The 21,262-nt window shown below is 71.6% G+C and carries 7 protein-coding genes; 4 read left to right on the plus strand and 3 right to left on the minus strand.

The window, feature by feature from the left end:
- Nucleotides 1-133: 133 nt before the first annotated feature.
- A complete protein-coding gene (locus tag AB0A74_RS01155) occupies nucleotides 134-7,555 on the minus strand; it encodes a hypothetical protein (protein WP_358246861.1) in 7,422 nt (2,473 codons plus the stop codon).
- 242 nt (nucleotides 7,556-7,797) lie between these two features.
- On the opposite strand from AB0A74_RS01155, the gene AB0A74_RS01160 reads away from it, so the two are divergent.
- Both AB0A74_RS01160 and AB0A74_RS01165 read left to right on the plus strand, forming a co-directional pair.
- Nucleotides 7,798-14,760: a hypothetical protein gene (locus AB0A74_RS01160; RefSeq protein ID WP_358246862.1), complete on the plus strand. Its 6,963-nt coding sequence runs from the start codon at nucleotides 7,798-7,800 to the stop codon at nucleotides 14,758-14,760.
- 206 nt (nucleotides 14,761-14,966) lie between these two features.
- Nucleotides 14,967-16,838: an RICIN domain-containing protein gene (locus tag AB0A74_RS01165; protein WP_358246863.1), complete on the plus strand. Its 1,872-nt coding sequence runs from the start codon at nucleotides 14,967-14,969 to the stop codon at nucleotides 16,836-16,838.
- 89 nt (nucleotides 16,839-16,927) lie between these two features.
- Here the strand turns inward: AB0A74_RS01165 and AB0A74_RS01170 are convergent, their stop codons facing one another.
- The gene (locus tag AB0A74_RS01170) at nucleotides 16,928-17,500 is read right to left on the minus strand and encodes a hypothetical protein (RefSeq protein WP_358246864.1); all 573 of its coding nucleotides are present in this window, start codon (nucleotides 17,498-17,500) and stop codon (nucleotides 16,928-16,930) included.
- Nucleotides 17,501-17,917: 417 nt separating this feature from the next.
- Between AB0A74_RS01170 and casA the strand changes: the two genes are divergently transcribed.
- The gene (gene casA / locus AB0A74_RS01175) at nucleotides 17,918-19,375 is read left to right on the plus strand and encodes a type I-E CRISPR-associated protein Cse1/CasA (protein ID WP_358246865.1); all 1,458 of its coding nucleotides are present in this window, start codon (nucleotides 17,918-17,920) and stop codon (nucleotides 19,373-19,375) included.
- 319 nt (nucleotides 19,376-19,694) lie between these two features.
- Nucleotides 19,695-20,504: a hypothetical protein gene (locus AB0A74_RS01180; RefSeq protein WP_358246866.1), complete on the plus strand. Its 810-nt coding sequence runs from the start codon at nucleotides 19,695-19,697 to the stop codon at nucleotides 20,502-20,504.
- Between the two features lie 10 nt (nucleotides 20,505-20,514).
- Here AB0A74_RS01180 and AB0A74_RS01185 read toward each other — a convergent pair whose 3' ends face one another.
- A complete protein-coding gene (locus AB0A74_RS01185; RefSeq protein ID WP_358246867.1) occupies nucleotides 20,515-21,033 on the minus strand; it encodes a zf-HC2 domain-containing protein in 519 nt (172 codons plus the stop codon).
- Between the last annotated feature and the right edge of the window lie 229 nt (nucleotides 21,034-21,262).

Below are 21,262 nucleotides of genomic sequence, written 5' to 3' on the forward strand. Positions count from 1 at the left end.
GGGTTCCTCCAGGTCGAACGGACCGGCGTGGCCGGGCCTGCGGACTGGCTGGCTCGCTGACACCGGCTGAGGTGGCGCTATGACGCGCTGTGCCGGAGGAACACCGGGGAGGCCGCCGCGGCAGCGCGCGATGTCACCGCCCGAAGCGCTTCTGTCGGTGTTTCGGCTTGGAGAGGGCCCATCCGAGGCCGATGAGGGCGACCCCGACGAGCGGTATGGCGACGAGCGAGCGCCCGGTGACGGGTATGGCGGGTGGCGGTGTTCCGGTTGAGCTGAGGTCGACGGGGGTTGTGGTGGTGATGGGGTCGGGTGGAGTGCCTGGCGTGCGGCTGGTCACGACGTTGTCCAGGGTGAGGTCTCCCCGGTCGGGGACGTTGACGACGACGCGGTAGGTGATCGTGGTGGACTTGCCGATGGCGAGATCACCGGTCCAGGACAGGAAGGGCGTGGTGAAGGTGGCTGTGCCGGTGCTGGTCGCCACGTCGGCCCAGGTGGCGTCGTCCAGTACGTCGCTGAGGTCGTCGGTGAAGTCGATGTCCTGCACGGCTGCGTTTCCGGTGTTGGTCACAACCACCTGGTAGGTGACCACGTCGCCTTCGACGGCCCGTTCGACGTCAGCGGACTTCGTGATGTCCACAGCGGACACCGGGGTCGAGGTTTCCACAGGCGGGTCGGACAATCCCGGGGTGGTGTTGGTGACGCTGTTGTCGAGCATAGCGTCGCCGTCGGTGATCGGGTTGTCGACGGTGACGGTGTAGGTGATGGTGGCGGTGGCGCCGATGGGCAGGTCGCCGGTCCACACGAGGGTCGGGCTCGTGAAGGTCGTGCGGCCCCGGTCGGCTGTGGCGGAGTCGAACCGGGCGTCGTCGAGGACGTCGGTGAGGTTGTCGGAGATGTGCGCCGGATTGGCGGGTGCGGCGAAGCCGACCTGGCCGGTGTTGGTGATGGTGATGGTGTAGGTGAGGGTGCCGCCGGCGCTGACTTGGCTCTGGTCCACCTCCTTCGCCAGGTCGAGGTCCGCGACGGGCGTGACGGTGTCGACCGGGGGTTGCGTGCCCATGCCGGGGGTGGTGTTGGCCGCGGAGTTGCGCAGGATCCCGTCCCCGCTGATCGGGTCGGACACGGTCACGGTGTAGGTGACGGTCGCGGACGCGCCGGCGGCGAGGTCGCCGGTCCAGGTCAGGGTCGGGCTCAGGAACGTGACCGATCCCGCGGTGGTGGTGAACGTGTCGAGGTCGGCGTCGTCCAGCACGTCGGTGAGGTCGTCGTCTACGCGTGCGCCGGTCACCGGGCCTTGACCGGTGTTGGTGACCGTCAGGGTGTAGGAGACGGTGCCGCCCACGGTCGTGGAGCCGCGGTCGACGGCCTTGTCCAGCCTGATCACGCCGACGGGCGTGGCGGTGCGGATCGGCGGGGTGGGGTTGTGGCCCGGGGTGGTGTCGGTGACCGAGTTCGCCAGCAGGCCGTCGCCGGTGAGCGTGTCGTTGACGGTCACGGTGTAGGTGATGACGGCGCTGTCGCCGCTGGCGAGGTCCCCGGTCCAGGTGAGGGTGGGGGCGGCGAACAGCGGAGTGCCGATGGTGGCCGTGACCGTGCCGAAGGCGGCGTCGTCGAGGACGCCGGTGAGGTCGTCGGTGATGGTGGCGCCGGTGATCGTCGTCTGGCCGCGGTTGGTGACGGTGATGGTGTAGGTGACGGTGTCGCCCGCGACGGCGGTGGGTTTGTCGACCTGCTTGGTGATGTCGAGGGCGGCGACAGGGGTGGTGGTGAGCACGGGCGGTTGGGGCGGGAAGCCGGGGGTGGTGTTGGTGACCGCGTTGCCGAGGACGTGGTTGCCGGTGAGCGGGTTGTTGACCGTGACGGTGTAGGTGATCGTGGCTGTGCCGCCCACGGCCAGGTCGCCGGTCCACGTGAGCGCCGTCCCGCTGATGGTCGCCGAACCGGTCGAGGCGGTGACTGTGCCGAAGGTGGCGTCGTCCAGGACGTCGGTGAGGTCGTCGGTCACCTGGGCGCCGGTGATCGTGGTCTGGCCGGTGTTGGTGAGCGTGAGGGTGTAGGTCACCAGGTCTCCCGCTGCGGCAGCGGGTTTGTCGACGGTCTTGTCGATGTCCAGCGCGGTGATCGGCGTGGTGGTGCGGACGGGCGGCTCGGGGTTGTGCCCGGGGGTGGTGTTGGTGACGGCGTTGTCCAGGCTTCCGTCGCCGGTGACCGGGTTGTTGACGGTGACGGTGTAGGTGATGGTCGCCGAGGCCCCGATGGGCAGGTCGCCGGTCCAGGTCAGCAGCGGCGGCGCGAGCTGGCTGGTTCCGGTGGAGGCGCTCGCGGTGTCGAAGGTGGCGTCGTCGAGGACGTCGGTGAGGTCGTCGGTGACGGTGGCGCCGGTGATCGTGGTTTGTCCGGCGTTGGTCACGGTGATCGTGAAGGTGACGGTGTCACCGGGGAAGGCGGAGGGCCGGTCGACCGCTTTGGTGATCGTCAGCGCGGTGATGGGGGTCTGGGTCTGGGCGGGCGGTTGGGGCGGGAAGCCGGGGGTGGTGTTGGTGGCGGTGTTGTCCAGGTGTCCGTCGCCGGTGACCGGGTTGTTGACGGTGACGGTGTAGGTGATGGTGGCGGAGCCGCCGACGGGCAGGTCGCCGGTCCAGGTGAGGGTGGGGGCGGTGAACGTGGCGGAGCCGGTGGTCGCGGTGGCGGTGCCGAAGGTGGCGTCGTCCACGACGCCCGACAGGTCGTCGGTGATGGAGGCTCCCGACACCTGGGCCTGTCCGGTGTTGGTGACGGTCACCGTGTAGGTGACCGTGTCCCCTGGGGCGGCGCTGGTGCGGTCGACGGACTTGATGATGTCAACCGCGGCGACGGGGGTGGAGGTGAGCACGGGTGGTTGCGGCGGGAAGCCGGGGGTGGTGTTGGTGACGGCGTTGTCCAGGTGTCCGTCGCCGGTGAGCGGGTCGTTGACGGTGACGGTGTAGGTGATGGTGGCCGCGGTTCCCACGGGTAGGTCGCCGGTCCAGGTGAGCGTGGTTCCGTTGAGCCCCGCGGTACCCGTGGCGGTCGTGACCGTGCCGAAGGTGGCGTCGTCCAGGACACCCGACAGGTCGTCGGTGATGGTGGCTCCCAACACCTCGGCCTGTCCGGTGTTGGTGACGGTGATCGTGTAGGTGACGGTGTCGCCCGGGTTTGCTGAGGGTGTGTCGACGGTCTTGTCGATGACGAGCGCGGCGATGGGGGTGACCGTCTCGACGGGCGGTCCGGGTGGGAGTTCGGGGGTGGTGTTGGTGACGGCGTTGCGGAGGGTCGCGTCGCCGGTGACCGGGTTGTTGACGGTGACGGTGTAGGTGATGGTCGCTGAACTGCCGACGGGCAGGTTGCCGGTCCAGGTCAGCAGCGGCGGCGCGAGTCGGGTGGTGCCGGTGGAGGCGCTCGCGCTGCCGAAGGTGGCGTCGTCCAGGACACCCGACAGGTCGTCGGTGATCGTCGCGCCGGCGATGGTGGTCTGGCCGGTGTTGGTGACGGTGATGGAGTAGGTGACGGTGTCGCCTGTGGCCGCGGTGAACCGGTCGACGGTCTTGGCGATCTCCATCGCGGTGACGGGGGTGCTGGTCAGGACCGGCGGTTGCGGTGGGAACTCGGGGGTGGTGTTGGTGACGGCGTTGTCGAGGGTCGCGTCGCCGGTGAGCGGGTTGTGGACGGTGACGGTGTAGGTGATGGTCGCGGTGGCGCCGACGGGCAGGTCTCCGGTCCAGGTGAGGGTCGGGTAGGAGAAGTCGGTGGTGCCGGTGGTCGCGGTGGCGGTGCCGAAGGTGGCGTCGTCCAGGACGCCGGTCAGGTCGTCGGAGAACGCTGCCGCGTTGGTGGGCGCGGTGAACGGCACCTGGCCGGTGTTGGTGACCGTGATGGTGTAGGTGACGGTGTCGCCGACGGCCGCGCTCGCGCGGTCCACCGATTTGGTGATCTCCATCGCGGCGATGGGGGTGCTGGTGAGCACGGGTGGTTGCGGTGGGAGTTCGGGGGTGGTGTTGGTGACGGCGTTGGTGAGCGTCCCGTCGCCGGTGAGCGGGTTGTGGACGGTGACGGTGTAGGTGATGGTGGCCGAGCCGCCGACGGGCAGGTCTCCGGTCCAGGTCAAGGTCGGGGGAGCCAGTTGGGTGGTGCCGGTGGACGAGGTGGTGGACTGCACGGTCGCGTCGTCCAGGACGCCGGTGAGGTCATCGGTGATGGTGGCGCCGGTGATGGTGGTTTGCCCGGTGTTGGCGACCGTGATCGTGTAGGTGACGGTGTCGCCGACGGCCGCGCTCGCGCGGTCCACCGTCTTGGTGACGGCCATCGCCGTGATCGGGGTGCTGGTCACCACGGGTGGTTCGGGCGGAAGTCCCGATGTGGTGTTGGTGACGGCGTTGTCGAGGCGGCCGTCGCCGGTGAGCGGGTCGTTGACGGTGACCGTGTAGGTGATCGTCGCGGAGCCGCCGACCGGCAGGTCGCCCGTCCAGGTCAGGGCGGGGGCGGTGAACGTGGCGGAGCCGGTGGTCGCGGTGGCCGTGCCGAACGTGGCGTCGTCCAAGACTCCGGTCAGGTCGTCGGAGAACGTCGCCGGGTTGGTGGGCGCGGTGAACGGCACCTGGCCGGTGTTGGTGACGGTGATCGTGTAGGTCACGACGTCGCCGGCGGTGGTGCTGGGCCTGTCGACGATCTTGGCGATGTCGATGTCGGCGACGGGGGTGGAGGTGCGCACCGCGGGAATCGACTCCATCCCGGGAGTGGTGCTGGTGACGGTGTTGTCCAGGTGCCCGTCGCCGGTGAGCGGGTTGTTGACGGTGACGGTGTAGGTGATCGTGGCGGAGCCACCGACGGGGAGGTCGCCGGTCCACGTCAGGATCGGCTCGTTGAGGCTGCTCGACCCGGTGGAGACCGTGGCGGTGCCGAAGGCCGCGTCGTCCAGGACCCCGGTCAGGTCGTCGGCGATGCTCGCGCCGACGATGGGGGCCTGGCCGATGTTCCGCACGGTGATCGTGTAGGTCACGGTGTCGCCGCCGGCGGCGGTCGGCCGGTCCACGACCTTGTCGATCGCCAGGGCCGCGATCGGGGTGGTGGTCGTCACCGGGGGAGCGGGGTTGAGGCTCGGAGTCGTGTGCCGGGCCGAGTTGACCAGGAGACCGTCGCCGGTGAGCGGGTTGTTGACGGTGACGGTGTAGGTGATGGTGGCGGTGGCGCCGACGGGCAGGTCGCCGGTCCAGGTGAGGGTGGGGCTGGTGAAGGTGGCGGTGCCGGTGGTGGCGGTCGCGGCGCCGAACGTGGCGTCGTCCACGACCCCGGTCAGGTCGTCGGCGATGCTCGCCCCGACCAGGTCGGTCTGACCGGTGTTGGTGACGGTGATCGTGTACGTGACCGTGTCGGGGGCGTTGGCGGTGACCCGGTCGACCGACTTGGTCAGCGCGAGCGCCGCGATCGGCGTGTCGGTCCGCTGCGGCGGTCCCGGGTCGAGTTCGGGCGTGGTGCCCGTGGCCGCGTTGAGCAGGCGGCCGTCGCCGGTGATCGGGTCGTTGACGGTGACGGTGTAGGTGATGGTGGCGGTGGCGCCGACGGGCAGGTCGCCGCTCCAGGACAGGGTGGGGCTGGTGAACGAAGGCGTGCCGAGGTCGGCCGAGGCGGTGCCGAAGACGGCGTCGTCCAGGACGCCGGTCAGGTCGTCGGCGATGCTGGCCTGGTTGGTGGGTGCCGCTAGTGGGACGTCGCCGGTGTTGGTGACGGTGATGGTGTAGGTCACGGTGTCGCCCGCGGCGGCGGTGGGCCGGTCGACCGACTTCGTGATCGCCATGCCGGGGTGGATGACGTCCAACAGGGCGTCGTCGGTGTCGGTCGAGAGGCCACCGATGCTGTCCCGGCCGGTCGCGGTGATGGTGTTGGTGACGTCGTCGGCTGGTGCCTGACCGGTGCAGGTGTAGGTGATGGCGGCCCCCGCCGCCAGGCTCGCGAACGTCGTGCTGCACGCCGTCAGCAGGGGGTCGTCGACGGTGATGTCGGTGAGCGGCACGTCACCGGTGTTGCGGACGGTGATCGTGTAGGTGACGGTGTCGCCTTCCTCGGCCTGCGCCGGCGTGACGTCCTTGACGACCTCGATCGCGGGGTGGATGACGTCGACCACGGTCTCGGCGACGTCGGAGATGGCGTCGCCGAACTGGTCGGTCCCGGTCGCGGTGATGGTGTTGGTGAAGTCGTCGGATCCGGCGATCGTGGTGCAGGTGTAGCTGATCGTCTCGTTGGCCGCGATGGTCGGGATCGTCGTGTTGCAGTCCGGCGCGAGGGGGTCGTCGAACACGACGTTGGACAGGGGCAGAGCGGACCGGTTCGTGGCCGTGATGGTGAAGGTCACGGTGTCGCCCTCGTGCACGACGGCGGGGTCCGCGACCTTGAGCACGTCCAGTTCGGCGACGGCGGTGGAGAAGGCGAGGTTGGTGAACAGGAAGCCGTCGCTGGAGGTGGAGAACGTCAGCGTCGCGCTCGTCGAGCCCGCGGGGATCGACCCGGCGCTGGACGTGATCGACTTGGCGTCGATGGTCATCGTGTCGCTGTAGCCGGGGTTGGTGTTGCCGTCGGCGTTGCCGTTGAAGAAGTTGCCGAGGGCGTTCGTCAACGGTTCCCGTTGCTCGATCCCGTTGACGCGGAAGCGGTCGCCGGTCGCGCCGCCGGCGTCGCCGTCGAAGGCGGTGATCCCGATGCGGGAGGTCGGCAGGGCCGCCTTGAAGCCGCTGATCGTGGTCGACACGGCGGCCTCGCGCGGCGCTTGGACGATCAACCCGTTGTAGAGGTAGACGTTGCGCTTGTTCGGGGCGTAGGTCGGATCGGGCTCGGGGTATTCGTAGACGATGTCGATGGACCACCCGGCGGTGCAGTTGGCTCCTTCGAAGCCCCAGATGTTGCCGACGGTGAGGTCGAGCGCCGTTCCGGTGGGGGCGTTGGCGAACGCGGACGTCACGTCGGCGTAGGCGGCGTAGTGGCCCGGTGTCGTGCCGGCCGCGACGGACGCGTAGTGGTCGGGCGCGAAGTCGATGGGGGGAGCCGATCCGACGGAGAGCCGAACCGGCTGGGTGTCGGCACTGCCGGGGGGCCGCCCGCCGTAGGTGGCCGCGCCGCCCAGGCAGGAGTTCGTGTTGGTCGGCAGCATCCCGCTCCAGTTGAGCCGCGCGTACTTGACCGTCGCTCCCGGCGGGATCGTGGCCTGGGCGGTGCTGGAGTTGAAGGTCGTGGGGTCGGAGTCGACGTCGGCGAACTTCATGTAGAACCAGTTGTTGCTCATCGGTGTCCCGGAGCGGGTCTGCGCGTAGTTGGTGCACCTCTCCACGGCGAAGCCGTAAGTCGGAACGTTGTCCGCGGCGGTCGGGCAGCGCATGTTCCCGTTGCCCACGTGGATGAAGTCGCCGTAGACCGACGTCTGGTAGCCCAGGGTCAACGGCTCGATCTGCGCGCCGGTGGCCGTGGGTGTGGGCACCGCGAGAGCCGCTGCGACAAGCGCCACCACGAGCAGGACCCGGACGGCTTTCCCGCTGCGGCTGTTCGTGGACATGGCGCTCCTTCCCGGCATCGCGGTCCGACGACGGCTCCACCGATGACAGCCCGACCGGCTCTGTTATGACGTGGACCGGCATGCGCAACGACCCCGGTGGCGGAGGTGGCCCGGCCGCCCTCCGGCGTCATAGCGGGGCGATCCGCCCGGTCTGACCGGCAGGCACGCGTGCGCCGGACCGGGTGGTCGCACCCACGGCGGTGACGCGCTGGACACGACGCCGATGCGGTGTGGAGTGCGACATGGGTCTGCGGAGTCACCCGGCGAGCGCGGAGTCGTGGGTCGCCCACGACCGACCCCGTGCCCGGCGTTCTCGCCCGGCCGCCGTGCTCCTGGCGATCGTGGCCGCCCTTGCCGCGCTGTTGTCCCCCGTGGACCGCGGCCAGGCCGCTCCGGGCACACCGGGCACGCCCCAGCCGGGCACCACGCCGTTCCTGGAGAACTTCGAGAACTCCGCGGTCACCATCCCGACGCTGGTCACCGGATACACCGGCAGCACGGGCTCCTCGGGCGCGACCTACACCGCCGACCCGGGGTGGTTGCGCGACTGCAACGGGTGGGTCATGGACGGGGCCTCGGCGTTCCCCGCGGCGGCGGGAACAGCCGGGTGCGCGGTGTCGAACTGGAGCAACGCGCGGTCGTTGGCCGAGGCGATCGGCCGGTTCCAGGGTGTCGCGTCCCCGGCGCGCAACCGGGTGCTGTCGGCGTTCACCGGCAACTGCGCGGACACCGCCTCACCGCAGTTCAACTCCGGTCAGGTGTGCGGCGGCGCGAACCAGGTCCAGTTGCGCACCCAGAGCACCTTCACCACGGTGGCGAACCACTTCTACACCGTCGCGGTCACCACGGCCTACATGAACTGCGGTTCGCCCCACCCGCAGTACTCGTTCAGCCTCGTCGCCGGCACCTCCACCTTCCCGACGACCTCGACCCCGATCGACGGCTGCGACCACAGCAACACCGTGGTGGTCAACGGGCAGACGATCCAGGTGGGCCGGAGCCTCGGCGACACCGCCGTGATGCCCCCGGCCGGGCCCAAGACCCTGCGGTTGGTCAACGGGCAGGGCAGCGCGGTCGGCAACGACGGCGCGCTGGACGACCTGGCCATCGTGGACGTGACACCCCAGCTGGACAAGGAGTTCTCCCCGACCGCGGTGCCCACCGGCGGCGTGACCACGCTGACGTTCACCCTGACGAACACCGACGACCTGCTCGCCAAGCCGGGCACCTCGTGGACCGACACCCTGCCCGCCGGGCTGGTCGTCGCCTCGCCCGCCAACGCCACCACCACGTGTGCCAACGGGTCGGTGACGGCCACCGCCGGCGGCACCACCGCGGCCTACCGCGCCGACCTGCTCGCCGGCCAGGCGTCCTGCACCCTGTCGGTCGACGTCACCTCCGCCGCCGCCGGCACCTACACCAACAGCGCCGCCAACGTCGGCTCACCCGTGGGCGTGCTGCTCCCGGGATCGGCGTCGGTGCAGTTCATCGACCCCTCGCTGGTGCTGACCAAGCGCGTGTCGCAGTCGTCCGCGCGGCCCGGCGACGTCCTCACCTTCACCGTCACCGCGCGCAACGCCTCCCGAGTGGACTTCCTGCCCACCCTGCTGGCCAACCTGTCCGACGACCTGTCCGCCGCGTTGGACGACGCGACCTACAACAACGACGCGGTGGTGACCGTCAACGCCGGACCCGCCGGGACGGTGTCGTACGCGGAGCCGGTCCTGTCGTGGGAGGGTCTGCTGCAAGCCGGGGCGACGGCCACCATCACGTACACGATGACGGTCGACTCGCCGCTGACCGGGGACCTGCTCCTGGACAACACGGTGACCTCGACGGTGCCGGGCACGGCGCCCGCCGGAACCTCCACGCCGCTGGCCCGGATGTCGTTGTCCAAGACCGCGGACACCGGTGTGGCGACAGCGGGCAGCACGGTCACCTACACGCTGACCGTGCAGAACACGGGCCAAGCGCCGCTGACCAACGCGCAGCTCTCCGACGACCTGACCGGCGTCCTGGACGACGCGGCGTTGACCACGACGTCCGCCGGCGTGGGTGTGGTGTCGGTGTCCGGGGCGACGTTGAGCTGGTCGGGCAGCCTCGATCCCGGCGAGACCGCGGTGATCACCTACACGGTCACCGTCCGCAACCCGGTGAGCGGCGACGGCCGCCTGCGCAACAGCGCGACCACGACCACCCCGGGCGGACCCACGACACCGGTCACCACCGACACCCCGATCTCGGCGATCGCGCTGACGAAGAACGCCGATCGCGCGGTCGCCGCCGCCGGGAGCCCGGTGACCTACACGGTCACGATCCGCAACAGCGGCCAGGTGCCCATCACCGCGGCGACGTTCACCGACGACCTCGCCGGCGTCCTCGACGACGCCGCGCTCGGGGCGGTGAACGCGACCACCGGGACGGTCTCGACCACCGGGTCCTCGCTGACGTGGACCGGGGACCTCGCGCCCGGCGAGTCCGCGACGATCACCTACAGCGTCACCGTGAACAACCCGGTGACCGGGGACGGCAGGCTGCGCAACAGCGCGCGCTCGACCACTCCGGGCGCGCCGCCGTCGCCCGTCGTGACGACCACGCCGATCACCGCCGTGACGTTGACCAAGACGGTCGACCAGGCGAGCGTCGCGGCCGGCGGCACCGTCACCTACACCGTGTCGGTCACCAACACCGGCGCCACACCGCTCAACCCCGCGCGGTTCACCGACGACCTGTCGGGAGTGCTGGACGACGCGTCGGTGCTGAGCCTGACCTCCAGCGTCGGCAGCGCCGCGGTGTCGGCCACGACGTTGACCTGGTCCGGGAACCTGGCCACGGGCGCGACCGCCACGGTGCGGTACACGGTGACCGTCCGCAACCCGGTGTCGGGTGACGGCGTGCTGCGCAACAGCGTCACCTCCACGACGGCCGGCGCACCCGGCACCCCGATCGCGCTCGACACCCCGATCACCGCCATGACCGTGACCAAGAGCGTCAGCCAGCCCGCGGCGGCGGCCGGCGACACCGTCACCTACACCGTGACGGTCCGGAACACGGGGACCACGCCCGTTCCCGGAGCCACCTTCACCGACGACCTGTCCGGCGTCCTGGACGACGCCGTCTTCGGCACGGTCACCGCGACGACCGGCAGCACCTCGCTCTCCCCGCCGACCCTGACCTGGACCGGCGACCTGGCCGTCGGCGCCACCGAGACCGTCACCTACACCGTGGTCGTGGACAACCCCGTCACCGGCGACAGCAGGCTGCGCAACAGCGTCACCACCACGACCCCCGGCGCGAGCGTCCCGGCCTCGGCGACCGACACCCCGGTCACCAGCTTCACCCTGGAGAAGTCCGTGAGCACCGCCGTCGCCGCGGCGGGCGACACGGTGACCTACACGGTGGTCATGACCAACACCGGTTCGACCACCATCACCGACGCCACCTTCACCGACGACCTGTCCGGGGTGCTGGACGACGGGACCCTGGGCATCATCACCGCCACCACCGGGTCGACCGCCGTCGAACCCACGACGCTGACCTGGACGGGCACCCTGAGCCCCGGCCTGTCGGTGACCGTGCGCTATGCCGTCCGGGTCCACAACCCCGTGACCGGCGACGGGCACCTGCGCAACAGCGCCGCGTCCGACATCCCCGGCGGCCCGGCCGCACCGGTGGCCACCGACACCGTGATCAGCGCGCTGACCGTGGACAAGACCGTCGACCGCGCGACCACCGCCGCCGGGGACACGGTGACCTACCGGCTCACCGTCACCAACACCGGCGCGGCGGCGATCAGCGGGGCCGGCGTCGCCGACGACCTCATCGGGGTGCTCGACGACGCGACCTTCGGCTCCGTCACCGCGAACACCGGAACAGCCTCGTTCACCTCGCCCACCCTGACCTGGACCGGCGACCTGGCACCCGGCCAGTCCGCGACGATCACCTACACCGTGACCGTCAACAACCCGGTCTCCGGGGACCGCAGGCTCGTCAACAGCGCCACCACATCGACCCCCGGCGGACCCACGACACCGTCCACGACCATCACCCCGGTCACCGCGATGACCGTGTCCAAGACCGTCGACCGCACGACGGCCGTCGCGGGCGGCACCGTCACCTACACCGTGACCGTGCGCAACACCGGCGTGCTCGACATCCCCGACGCCACCTTCACCGACGACCTGGCGATGGTGCTGGACGACGCGGTCGTGGGCACGCCGACGGCGAGCCTGGGCAGCGCGTCGGTGACGGGCCCGACCCTCGTGTGGACCGGGGCCCTGCCGGCGGGCGAGACCGCGACGATCACCTATCCGGTGGTGCTCAACGATCCCGTCACCGGGGACGCCGTGCTGCGCAACACCGTGACCACCACGACGCCGGGGGCGTCGGTGCTGTCGCCGACCGCCACGACCCGCGTGACGGCGATGACGGTGTCCAAGACCGTCGACCGCACGACGGCCGTCGCGGGCGGCACCGTCACCTACACCGTGACGGTGGGCAACCCCGGCGCGACGACGATCTCCAACGCCACCTTCACCGACGACCTGTCCGGCGTCCTGGACGACGCCGTGATCGACTCGTTGACCGCGAGCGCGGGCACACCGCGGTCGGTGGGGAACAGCGTCCGGTGGAACGGCACCCTGGCGCCGGGCGCCGTCGCGACGATCACCTACACAATCATCGTCCGCAACCCGGTCACCGGCGACGGGAACCTCCACAACAGCGTGACCTCGACCAGCCCGGGCGCCACCGTGGCCCCCGCGGTGACGGACACGCCGATCACGGCGATGACCCTGACCAAGACCGCCGACCGGACGACGGTCGCCGCCGGCGGCACCGTCACCTACACCGTCGTCGTCACCAACACGGGCCGCGTCCCGATCAGCGGCGCGGAGTTCACCGACGACCTGTCGGGCGTCCTCGACGACGCCACGCCCGGACCCGTCACGGCGACCAGCGGCACCGCCGCGCTCGGCTCGTCCGCCCTGACGTGGACCGGCGACCTCGCGCCCGGCGGGTCCGCCACGGTGACCTACACCGCCACCGTCGCCAACCCGGTCGTGGGCGACGGACGACTGCGCAACAGCGTCACCACGACCACGCCGGGCGGGCCGACGGCCCCGGCCACCACCGACACCCGGGTGACCGCGCTGACGCTGGCCAAGACGGTGGACCGCGGCACGGCGGCGGCCGGCGACACCGTCACCTACACGGTGACGCTGCACAACACCGGAACGGCCCGCATCACCGGCGCGGAGTTCACCGACGACCTGTCCGGGGCGCTCGACGACGCCGTGTGGGGCACGGTCGTCGCCAGCACCGGCACCGCGACGTTCGCCTCGCCGGTGCTGACCTGGACCGGTGACCTGGTCGCGGGCGGATCGGCGGTCGTGCGCTACACGGTCACGGTCGACAACCCCGTGACGGGGGACGGCCACCTGCGCAACAGCGCCTCCACCACGACCCCCGGCGGACCGGCCACGGCGTCGACGACCGACACCCCGGTCACCTCCGTGGCCCTGACCAAGAGCGTGGACAAGGCCACGGCCGCGGCGGGCGACACGGTCACCTACACGGTGACGATCACCAACACCGGCACCACCGCGATCCCCGGCGCCCAGTTCACCGACAGCCTCAACGGCGTGCTCGACGACGCGTCCTTCGGCTCCGCGAGCGCCACCACCGGCACGGTCACGGCCACCCTGCCGAGGCTGACCTGGACCGGTGACCTCCCGGTCGGCGGCTCCGCCACGGCGACCTACTCGGTGGTGGTCGCCAACCCGCTGCGCGGCGACGGCAACCTCCACAACAGCGTCACCACGGCCACCGCCGGCGGACCGGGTTCACCCGTCACCACCGACACCGCGCTGCGCGGCCTCACGTTCGGCAAGAGCGTCGACCGCGCCACGGTCGTGGCCGGCGACACCGTCACCTACACGCTGACCGCGACGAACGCGGGTCGCGTGCCGATCACGGGCGCGGTGCTCACCGACGACCTGTCCGGCGTGCTCGACGACGCGGAGTTCGTGGACGCCGCCGCCGACTCCGGCTCGGCGTCGTCGTCCGGGAGCACCCTGACCTGGACCGGTGACCTGGCGGTCGGGCAGACGGCGACGACGACGTACCGGGTGCGGGTGCGCAACCCGGTCACCGGGGACCTCCGGTTGGCCAACTCGGTGTCCAGCCCGACGCCCGGCGCGCCGACGTCCCCGGTGACCACCGCGACCGACGTGCGGAGCTTCACCGTCGACAAGTCCGTCGGCACGGCCGCGGCGCTCGCGGGCGGCGCGGTCACCTACACGGTGACGATCACCAACACCGGCGCGACCGCGATCACCGGCGCGGAGTTCACCGACGACCTGTCCGGGGTGCTCGACGACGCCACCTTCGGCGACGTGGACGCCGACCTGGGCAGGGTCGCCTTCACCAGCCCGATCCTCACCTGGCGGGGCAGCCTTCCCCGGGGTGGGACGGCGACCGTGACCTACACGGTGCACGTGAACAACCCGGTCACCGGCGACCGGCGGATGCACAACGTGGTCACGGACGTCAGCGCCGGCGGATCGCTGCTGACCAGCACCACGGAAACCCCGGTGGTCAGCCTCGTCGTGACGCTGGAGCCCGACCGGTCGGCCACGGAGGAGGGCGGCGCCGTCACCTACACGGTCACGGTGACCAACACCGGTTCCGAGCCGATCCCGGACGCCGCCTTCGACATCGACCTGTCCGGGGTGCTGGACGACGGCCAGGTCGAACTGCTCACCAGCAGCCTGGGCACGGCCGTGCTGGACGCCTCCGTGCTGAGGTGGACCGGCAGCCTCGCGCCGGGCCAGTCCTCGACCACCACCTACCGGGTGGTCGTCGACCGGCCCGACACCGGGGACCACAACCTGCGCAACGTGGTGTCCACGCCGACACCCGGCGGCCTGGTGGAACACGACGTCGTGGAGACGCCCGTGGCACTCCCGTTCCTGCAGGGAGCCGACCTCCCTCCCGGCGGTTCGGCGACCCCGCGGCCAAGCCAACCCGGCCCCGTCCCGGACGACTCCGACGACGACCGCGGCAACGACCGCGGGGCGCCACGTGAGGGAGAAGACGGTCGGCCGTCGTTCCTGCCGGTCTCCGGCACGTCCCTCGGGCTGGTGCTGCTCGGCGGGATCATGGCGCTAGTGGCCGGACTGTGGGCGCACCGGCGTCGTCGCTGAGGGCGTCACGCTGCGTTCCACTTCGGACACCGCGGCGCGCCGAAGCGGCCTGGACGGGCGACAACGCTTGCGGCGGGCGCGTTTTCTCCGTCAGCCGGCCGATGCCGCCCGATGTGCCGCAACGCACACTTCGAACTGGTCGACCCAGCAGGAGCACAGCGCACGGGCGGCCACCACGCTGACTCCCGACTGTCCTGTGAGGAACCATGTCAGTTATCGACAGGCAGCGCTCCCGCCGGCCCTTCCGCCCGTTCACCACACCGATCAGGCGCGTGGTGCCCCTGGTCCTCGGCTGCGTGCTCGCACTCCTGGTGACGACGACCGCCGGTCGCGGCGTCGCCCACGCTGACGCGCCCAGCGCCCCGGTCGCGCCCATCTCCCCTTCCGCGGTCGCCGGCTTCGGCATCTCCGCGGACGAGCTGCGGCTGCACAACGCCGCGCGGGCGATGGCGGGCAAGGCCCCGATGGGCCCCGTCGCCCCGGAGGGCAGGCTGCTGATGGACTCGCCCGACTGGAGGACGTCGAACTCCTTCAAGGCGGCCTGGGCGGTGGTCGGCCAGATGAAGACGCCCTACACGTTCTACCGGTGGCTGGAGTCGATCAAGGACGCCTTCGGCCGGGACGCTTCGGACTTCGAGAAGGCGTCGACCATCCTGATGCTCGTGCCCATCGTGGGCGACGCGCTGGGCGTGGCCCGGTCGGCGATGAAGCAGGATCCCGGCGGGGTCGTCGTCAACCTGCTGTACCTGTTGTCCGGTGTCGCGTCCAAACTCGGGCTCAGCGGCGCCTCGCTGGCGCTGGGCGTGGTGGCCTTCGTCGCGTGGGTCGTGGTCAACATCGTCGCGTCGTTCAAGTTCGACAACTGGACCGACGTCGGGTCGCTGGTCAAGAAGCGCGACAAGGCGTGGCAGGAGTCGGTCACCGCGGCTTTCCAGGACAAGACGGTCGTGGAACTGGTCGGCGCCGCCGAGCGGCTCTTCGCGGAGGGGCGTGAGAAGGTGCTGCTCAACGCGCACGTCGCCATGGCGATGATCGACCAGCAGGCGCGGGAGACCACCGATGGCGGCGCCGAGGTGGCCCAGGCGGCGCGGGAGGCGAAGCAGCAGGTCGTCGCCGACACCGAGAAGATGCTCCAGGCGTTGCGCGGCGGGTTCGTCAAGGGTGCGCACGAGGCCCTCGACGTGGCGTTCGCCCAACTCAACGAGGGTGAGGGATCGGCGGAGTTCACCCGGACGTTCATGGCGCAGCGGGTCAGGTCGCAGTGGATGGACATGTACGTCCCGGGCTGGAGCTGCGACCACCGCGGCCTGTCGCCGGATGAGGCGAGCAAGTGCTTCCGGACCGAGGGGCGCAGGCTCGCGGTCGACGGCCTGCCGACCCCCGGGATCCAGGACGCGGTGCAGCGGCACGGCGTGTACTCGCCCGAGGCGGAGCGGGAGTTCCTGTCCTACTTCGACGACGTCGTGGTGGGCGAGGTCGTCGCCAACGTGCCGCGGAACAAGTTCACCGCCGAGCAGTTGCGCGGCTACCACGCCGTCATGGACGACAAGATCGCCGCGGCGTCCGGTTTCGCCCTGACCCCGGTGCGCGACGTCGCAGCGATCATCGAGGCCGGTGTGGTCGTCGATTGCGCGGACAACGCCACCGGCTGCGAGACCGGGGCGACGCCGGCGCCGGTGCCGACGGCCGGTGCCACGGCGTCGATCAAGGGCGCGGGTTCGGGGCGGTGCATCGACGTGAAGGGCGGCAAGTTCGAAGAGGGCGCCCAAGCCGAGATCTGGGACTGCCACGGCAAACCCAGCCAGTTGTGGACGAGTTGGTCCACCGGGGAGTTGCGCGTGTTCGACAAGTTGTGCCTGGACGCGTACGACCGTGGCACGACCCCGGGCACACGCGTGATCGTGTGGTGGTGCAACGGGCAGCCCAACCAGCAGTGGGTGTTCCAGCCCGACGGCACCATCAAGGGCGTGCAGTCGGGGTTGTGCCTGGACGTCGAGCGCGGCCGCAAGGGCAGGAACACGAAGCTGTTGTTGTGGACCTGCCACGCCGCGGCCAACCAGCGCTGGACGCGGGTGTGACCACCGGGCGCGGTTGAGCGCCGGTGCGGCGGGGTGTCGGGGCGGTGTTCGTGAGCCGCTCGGGCACCCCGCTCGGCGGTGCGGGGCGATCAGGCCGTCGCGGTCGCGGCCCCCATCGCGGTGAACAGACTTCCGACGTGCTCGGCACCAGACACGGTCACGGCCAGCCACCCCCACTCGGTGTGGCGGCGCGCGGGCACCCCGACCTGGTCGGCCAACCGGCACAACACGTGCGCGGACCGAAGGTCCGGGCAGCGCACGTCCACGGCGACACCCGGTCCGGTACGGCGAACCCGTCCGCGCGTCAGGAACGCGCCCCGCCACAGCGAACCCGCATCACACCAACGGACGTCGCGTGCGGGCCATGCGCTCATCCGTTCGTCGCGAGTGGACAGTCGTCCCGTCGTCGCGCCGTCGGGACCCTTGATGCGCACGCGGTAGCAGGAGTCGCCGGGGACGAGGTGTGCCGGCACCGTCCGGTCGGTCAGGGTGAGCAGGCGTTGCGCCAACCACAACTCCTCGAAGTCCACCAGGGTGTCACCGGTGCCGGCCGCGGGAATCCCGCCGAACCACAGCATCCCCGTGATCTCGGCGTCCCGACAACACACGTGAGGCACGGGGTGTTCGGTCAACTCGCGCCGCGCGCGACCGCTGGTCACCATCAGCCGTCCCCTTCCGTGCACATCCCGACGGTCGGCAGTGGTAGCGCGGGCGGGATTCGGCAGACCGGACCGATCGGCGCGATCCGGTGGTCCCGAGCCTAAGCCGGGTGACCGCACCGCCGGCCGATTTTCCCGGTGCGGCGGGGAATTCTCCGCCAGGTGACCGATGGTCGGCGGTGCGGTGGGCGCGGCGGTCGGCCCGGCCGGCGTGTCCGTCGTCGTTCCGGCGTCCGGGTGATCCCGGATCTAGTTTTGATCACCGCCCCGGCCGCCCACCTTCCCCGGCGGACCGCGCGCTGCTCGGATACCGGTGCTCGGCCACGGCGAGGCGGACACGGGTCCCAGGCGCTTGGGACCGCCCCTCGGCGTGGCCGGGCCCGCCTCGCAGCGACGCACCGGTGACCCCGATGGAGCCCGATGACCGACAACCAGTCCGAACACTTCGACCTCGTCTTCCGTTCGTGGATTCCGGTCGTCACCGTGAGCGGCAGGCGCCGCGAAGTCGGCTTGTTGCGCCTGTTCCGCGAAGCGCATCGGATCCAGCGGATCGTCGGCGCCACGCCGCCGACGACCGTCGCGTTGCACCGGTTGGCGTTCATGGTCCTGCGCCGGGCTTTCGGTCGGCTGGACGAGGAACACTGGCTGGCGCTGTGGGCGGTCCACCGCTTGCCGGGGGGCCGCTTGCGCCGATACCTCACCGCGCACCGGCCGGGCTTCGACCTGCTCCACCCCGAACGGCCCTTCCTCCAGGACCCGCGACTGGCCACCCACGGGCCGCCGAGCCGGGTGGCGGCGCTGGTGCGCGCCGCCGGGCAGCCGGTGGCCGACTCCCCGCCCGACGGGAACGCGCCGGCGCTGACCCCGGCCGAAGCGGCGCGCTGGCTCGTCACGGCGCGGATGTGCCCGGCGGTGGCACCACCGGCCGCCGACGCCTCCGAGTGCCGGTTCGTCGACGGTCTGGTGGAGGGCGCTGATCTGAAGGAAACGCTGCTGCTCAACTTCGGGACGCGGGGACCGGCGGCGGGTCCCGTTCCGGCGCGGGCGCGCCCCCGGGTCCTGCTGGCGGTGCGCCGCGGTGGCGGAGGTCCGGAGGTGACCGGCGTGTGGCTGGCGCCGGGGGACCGAGCCGGCCCGACCGGTGTGGGCGGGACGTCGAGTCCCGCTCCCGCCCGCTCCCCGGAGCCGTCCGCGAGCGAGGGCGCGGACGGCTCCGGGGAGCGGAGCCTGCACCAGGACCTGTGGAACCTGTACCGGGACTTCGTGGTCGGGGATCGGCCGGGATCCGGGCCGCCGGTCGGTGCGGCCGCGCGCCGGGCGGTGGCCACGCTGGCGGTGCACGGGTGGGTTTCCGCGTCCGCCTCGATCACCGCTCGTCTCCTGGCCCAGGACCGGTGCCCGGCCGACTCGCGGACGACGGCGGTGGACCTCCCGGTGGCCCTGCCGGCCGCGCTCCTGACCGGCCGGGAGACGGTGGTCCTGCCCGCGATGCGCGCCGCGGTCGCGCTGGCGGAGCGGGTCGGCCGGGCACTGGACGAGCTCAAGTCCCGACTCTCCGCCCGGGCCGCGCGCGTGCTCGACCCGGAACCCGCGCACTGGCCCGCGTTGTGGGCGCGGATCTCGGCGGTGCTGGCCGACCTGGCGCGCGCGGTCGTCCCCACCGGTGGGGCGAGAGCCGCCGCGGTCCGGTGGGCTCGGGAGCTGCGCGGCGAGGCGTGGCGGATCGTCGACTCGTGGGTCGAGCACCTGCCCGACGACGTCGACGGTCTGATCCGGTTGTACCGCGACGTGGCCGAGTTCGACGCGCGGCTCGACCAGGGGATCAGCCAGTTCATCACGGACATGTCGGCGCCCTTGTCGATCCCGTGGGCCGATTAGCCGGCCGGTGGTTCGAACCGCCGGCTCACCGCAGAAGTGCGGTGAGCCGGCGCGTAACAGCGGTACGGGTCGCGGCGACACCAGGTGCAACCGGACAGTGCTCGGGAATTGACCTGAAGGGGTGGTCGGCTGGAACCGGATGGTCGGGTGGAACCGCCCAGCGTCACTGACAGCCTGCGGTCGTGCGCCGGCCGGTCGATGTCGCCGCAGCGCGGCCGGGCGGTCGGTGAGCTGCCGCGGCCCGACCGGAGACGCGTCGATCAACGGCGGGACGGTGCCCGGATAATGGACAGGGATCCGAAGCGACCGAGACAAGGCGATGCAGACATCCGGACGTGATCGACACGAGCACCACCAGGGCGTCGGCGGCGCCCCGGCGGAGCTGCCGCAGGGTGTGGAACGGTTGCTGCGCCGGTGGGAGCACCGGTCGCGGCGGTTCGGGTGGGTCGAGGGCACGGCGTGGCGCTCGCCCGAGGCCGAGGCGGTGGCCGATGCGCTGCTCTCCGGTTCCGGGGTCGAGGAGGCGTTGGTCGCGTTCGGGGACCAACGGGCGCGAATCGGTGTCGGCGAGGCCGGGCTGCGCAGTGATCTGGAGGCGCTCACCGACGTTCTCGCCGACCAGCAGGGCCGGCCGTCCGGTCTCGCCGCCTTCCTCCTGCCGGCGACCCGCGGGATGCGCGCCGCCGCGGCGGCGGCGGTTCTCGAATCCGCCCTCGTCGACCCCGTGACGGGATTCGCGGCGCCGGCCGGGTTCGCCGCCGCGCTGTGGGCGTCGGCGCGTGGTCGGGTCGGGCCGTACCGGGAACTGCGGACCTACCGGTGGACCGCGTCACGGGGCGCGTGGCGCACGCTCGCCGCCAGGATGGACATCGCCGCCGCGCTCAGGCCGTGGGTCGGCCCCGAGGACGCCGCCGTGTTCGTGGACCCGGCGGCGTTGGCGGTGGTGCTGGTCGACTCGACCCGGTTCGCCGAACTGGAAGAGGTCCTCGGCGATCGGGTCGGAGCCCCGCTCGCGGACGCGCAGGTGCACCCGATCCCGCCGTGCGACTCGTTGCGGGACCTGATCACCTGGCTGCTCGGTGTGTGCCCGCAGTTGGTCGGCACCACCCTCGAAGCGCGGCGCGGCTGAGCACCCGGGGCTAGGACCGCAGCCGGCGCGGCCGACGCCACCACCGCCGGCGACGGGCCGGGGTGGCCTCGATCCGGGACCCGGCCGCCGGCCGTCCCCACCGCTGCGCGACCCGGGTCAACGCCTGCGTGGTCCGCGCGCAGCGCTCGCATTCCAGCAGGTGCGCTTGGACCGCGGACCGCTCGGACCGGGGCAGCCGCCGCCGGACCCATGCCCCCAACCGCGCGGAGTACGCGACGCACTCCGGGGCCAACGCCGGCTCCAGCCACCGGAGGTAAGCCAGCCGGAGGCGTTCGTGCGCGTGATAGCTCAGCGCCACGGCCGCACCCGGTGCCACGCCCAGCGCCGCGCCCAGCGCCTCGGGGCTCGTCCCGTGCAGGTCCACCTGCACGACGACGAACTGCCACCGCGGCGACAACTGGTCGAACGCCTCGGCGAGCCCGGGCACGTCGAGCAGTTGGTCGGCGAGGCCGCCGACCACGGCCTCCGGCTCGGCCCGGCGCGGCGTGGCCCACCTGGGCAACTTCACGAACATCGCGTCGCGCGGGTCGGGCGCGTGCGGTGCGCCTCGTGTCGGTGTGTCCGCGCCGACGTCGACGCGGCCGGTGCCGCCTCGTCCACCGCGTGGACCGGCAGATGTCCCGCTCCACCGTCTCCCATCCGATCGGCCCTCCTCCCTGCCAGTGGGGAGTAGACCGTCCGGCGGTCGCGAACATGACGTGGTTTCACCCTCGCGCCGTCGCCGCCGCGCACGGCCT

The organism is Saccharothrix sp. NPDC042600, assembly GCF_040647305.1.
GTDB classification, from domain to species: Bacteria; Actinomycetota; Actinomycetes; order Mycobacteriales; family Pseudonocardiaceae; genus Actinosynnema; species Actinosynnema mutabilis.

Bases quoted from the DNA above. Each gene is read 5' to 3' on its own strand.
- AB0A74_RS01180 (WP_358246866.1), top strand. From the start codon at position 19,695: ATGCAGACATCCGGACGTGATCGACACGAGCACCACCAGGGCGTCGGC.
- AB0A74_RS01155 (WP_358246861.1), bottom strand. From the start codon at position 7,555: ATGTCCACGAACAGCCGCAGCGGGAAAGCCGTCCGGGTCCTGCTCGTG.
- AB0A74_RS01165 (WP_358246863.1), top strand. From the start codon at position 14,967: ATGTCAGTTATCGACAGGCAGCGCTCCCGCCGGCCCTTCCGCCCGTTC.
- AB0A74_RS01160 (WP_358246862.1), top strand. From the start codon at position 7,798: ATGGGTCTGCGGAGTCACCCGGCGAGCGCGGAGTCGTGGGTCGCCCAC.
- casA (WP_358246865.1), top strand. From the start codon at position 17,918: ATGACCGACAACCAGTCCGAACACTTCGACCTCGTCTTCCGTTCGTGG.
- AB0A74_RS01170 (WP_358246864.1), bottom strand. From the start codon at position 17,500: ATGGTGACCAGCGGTCGCGCGCGGCGCGAGTTGACCGAACACCCCGTG.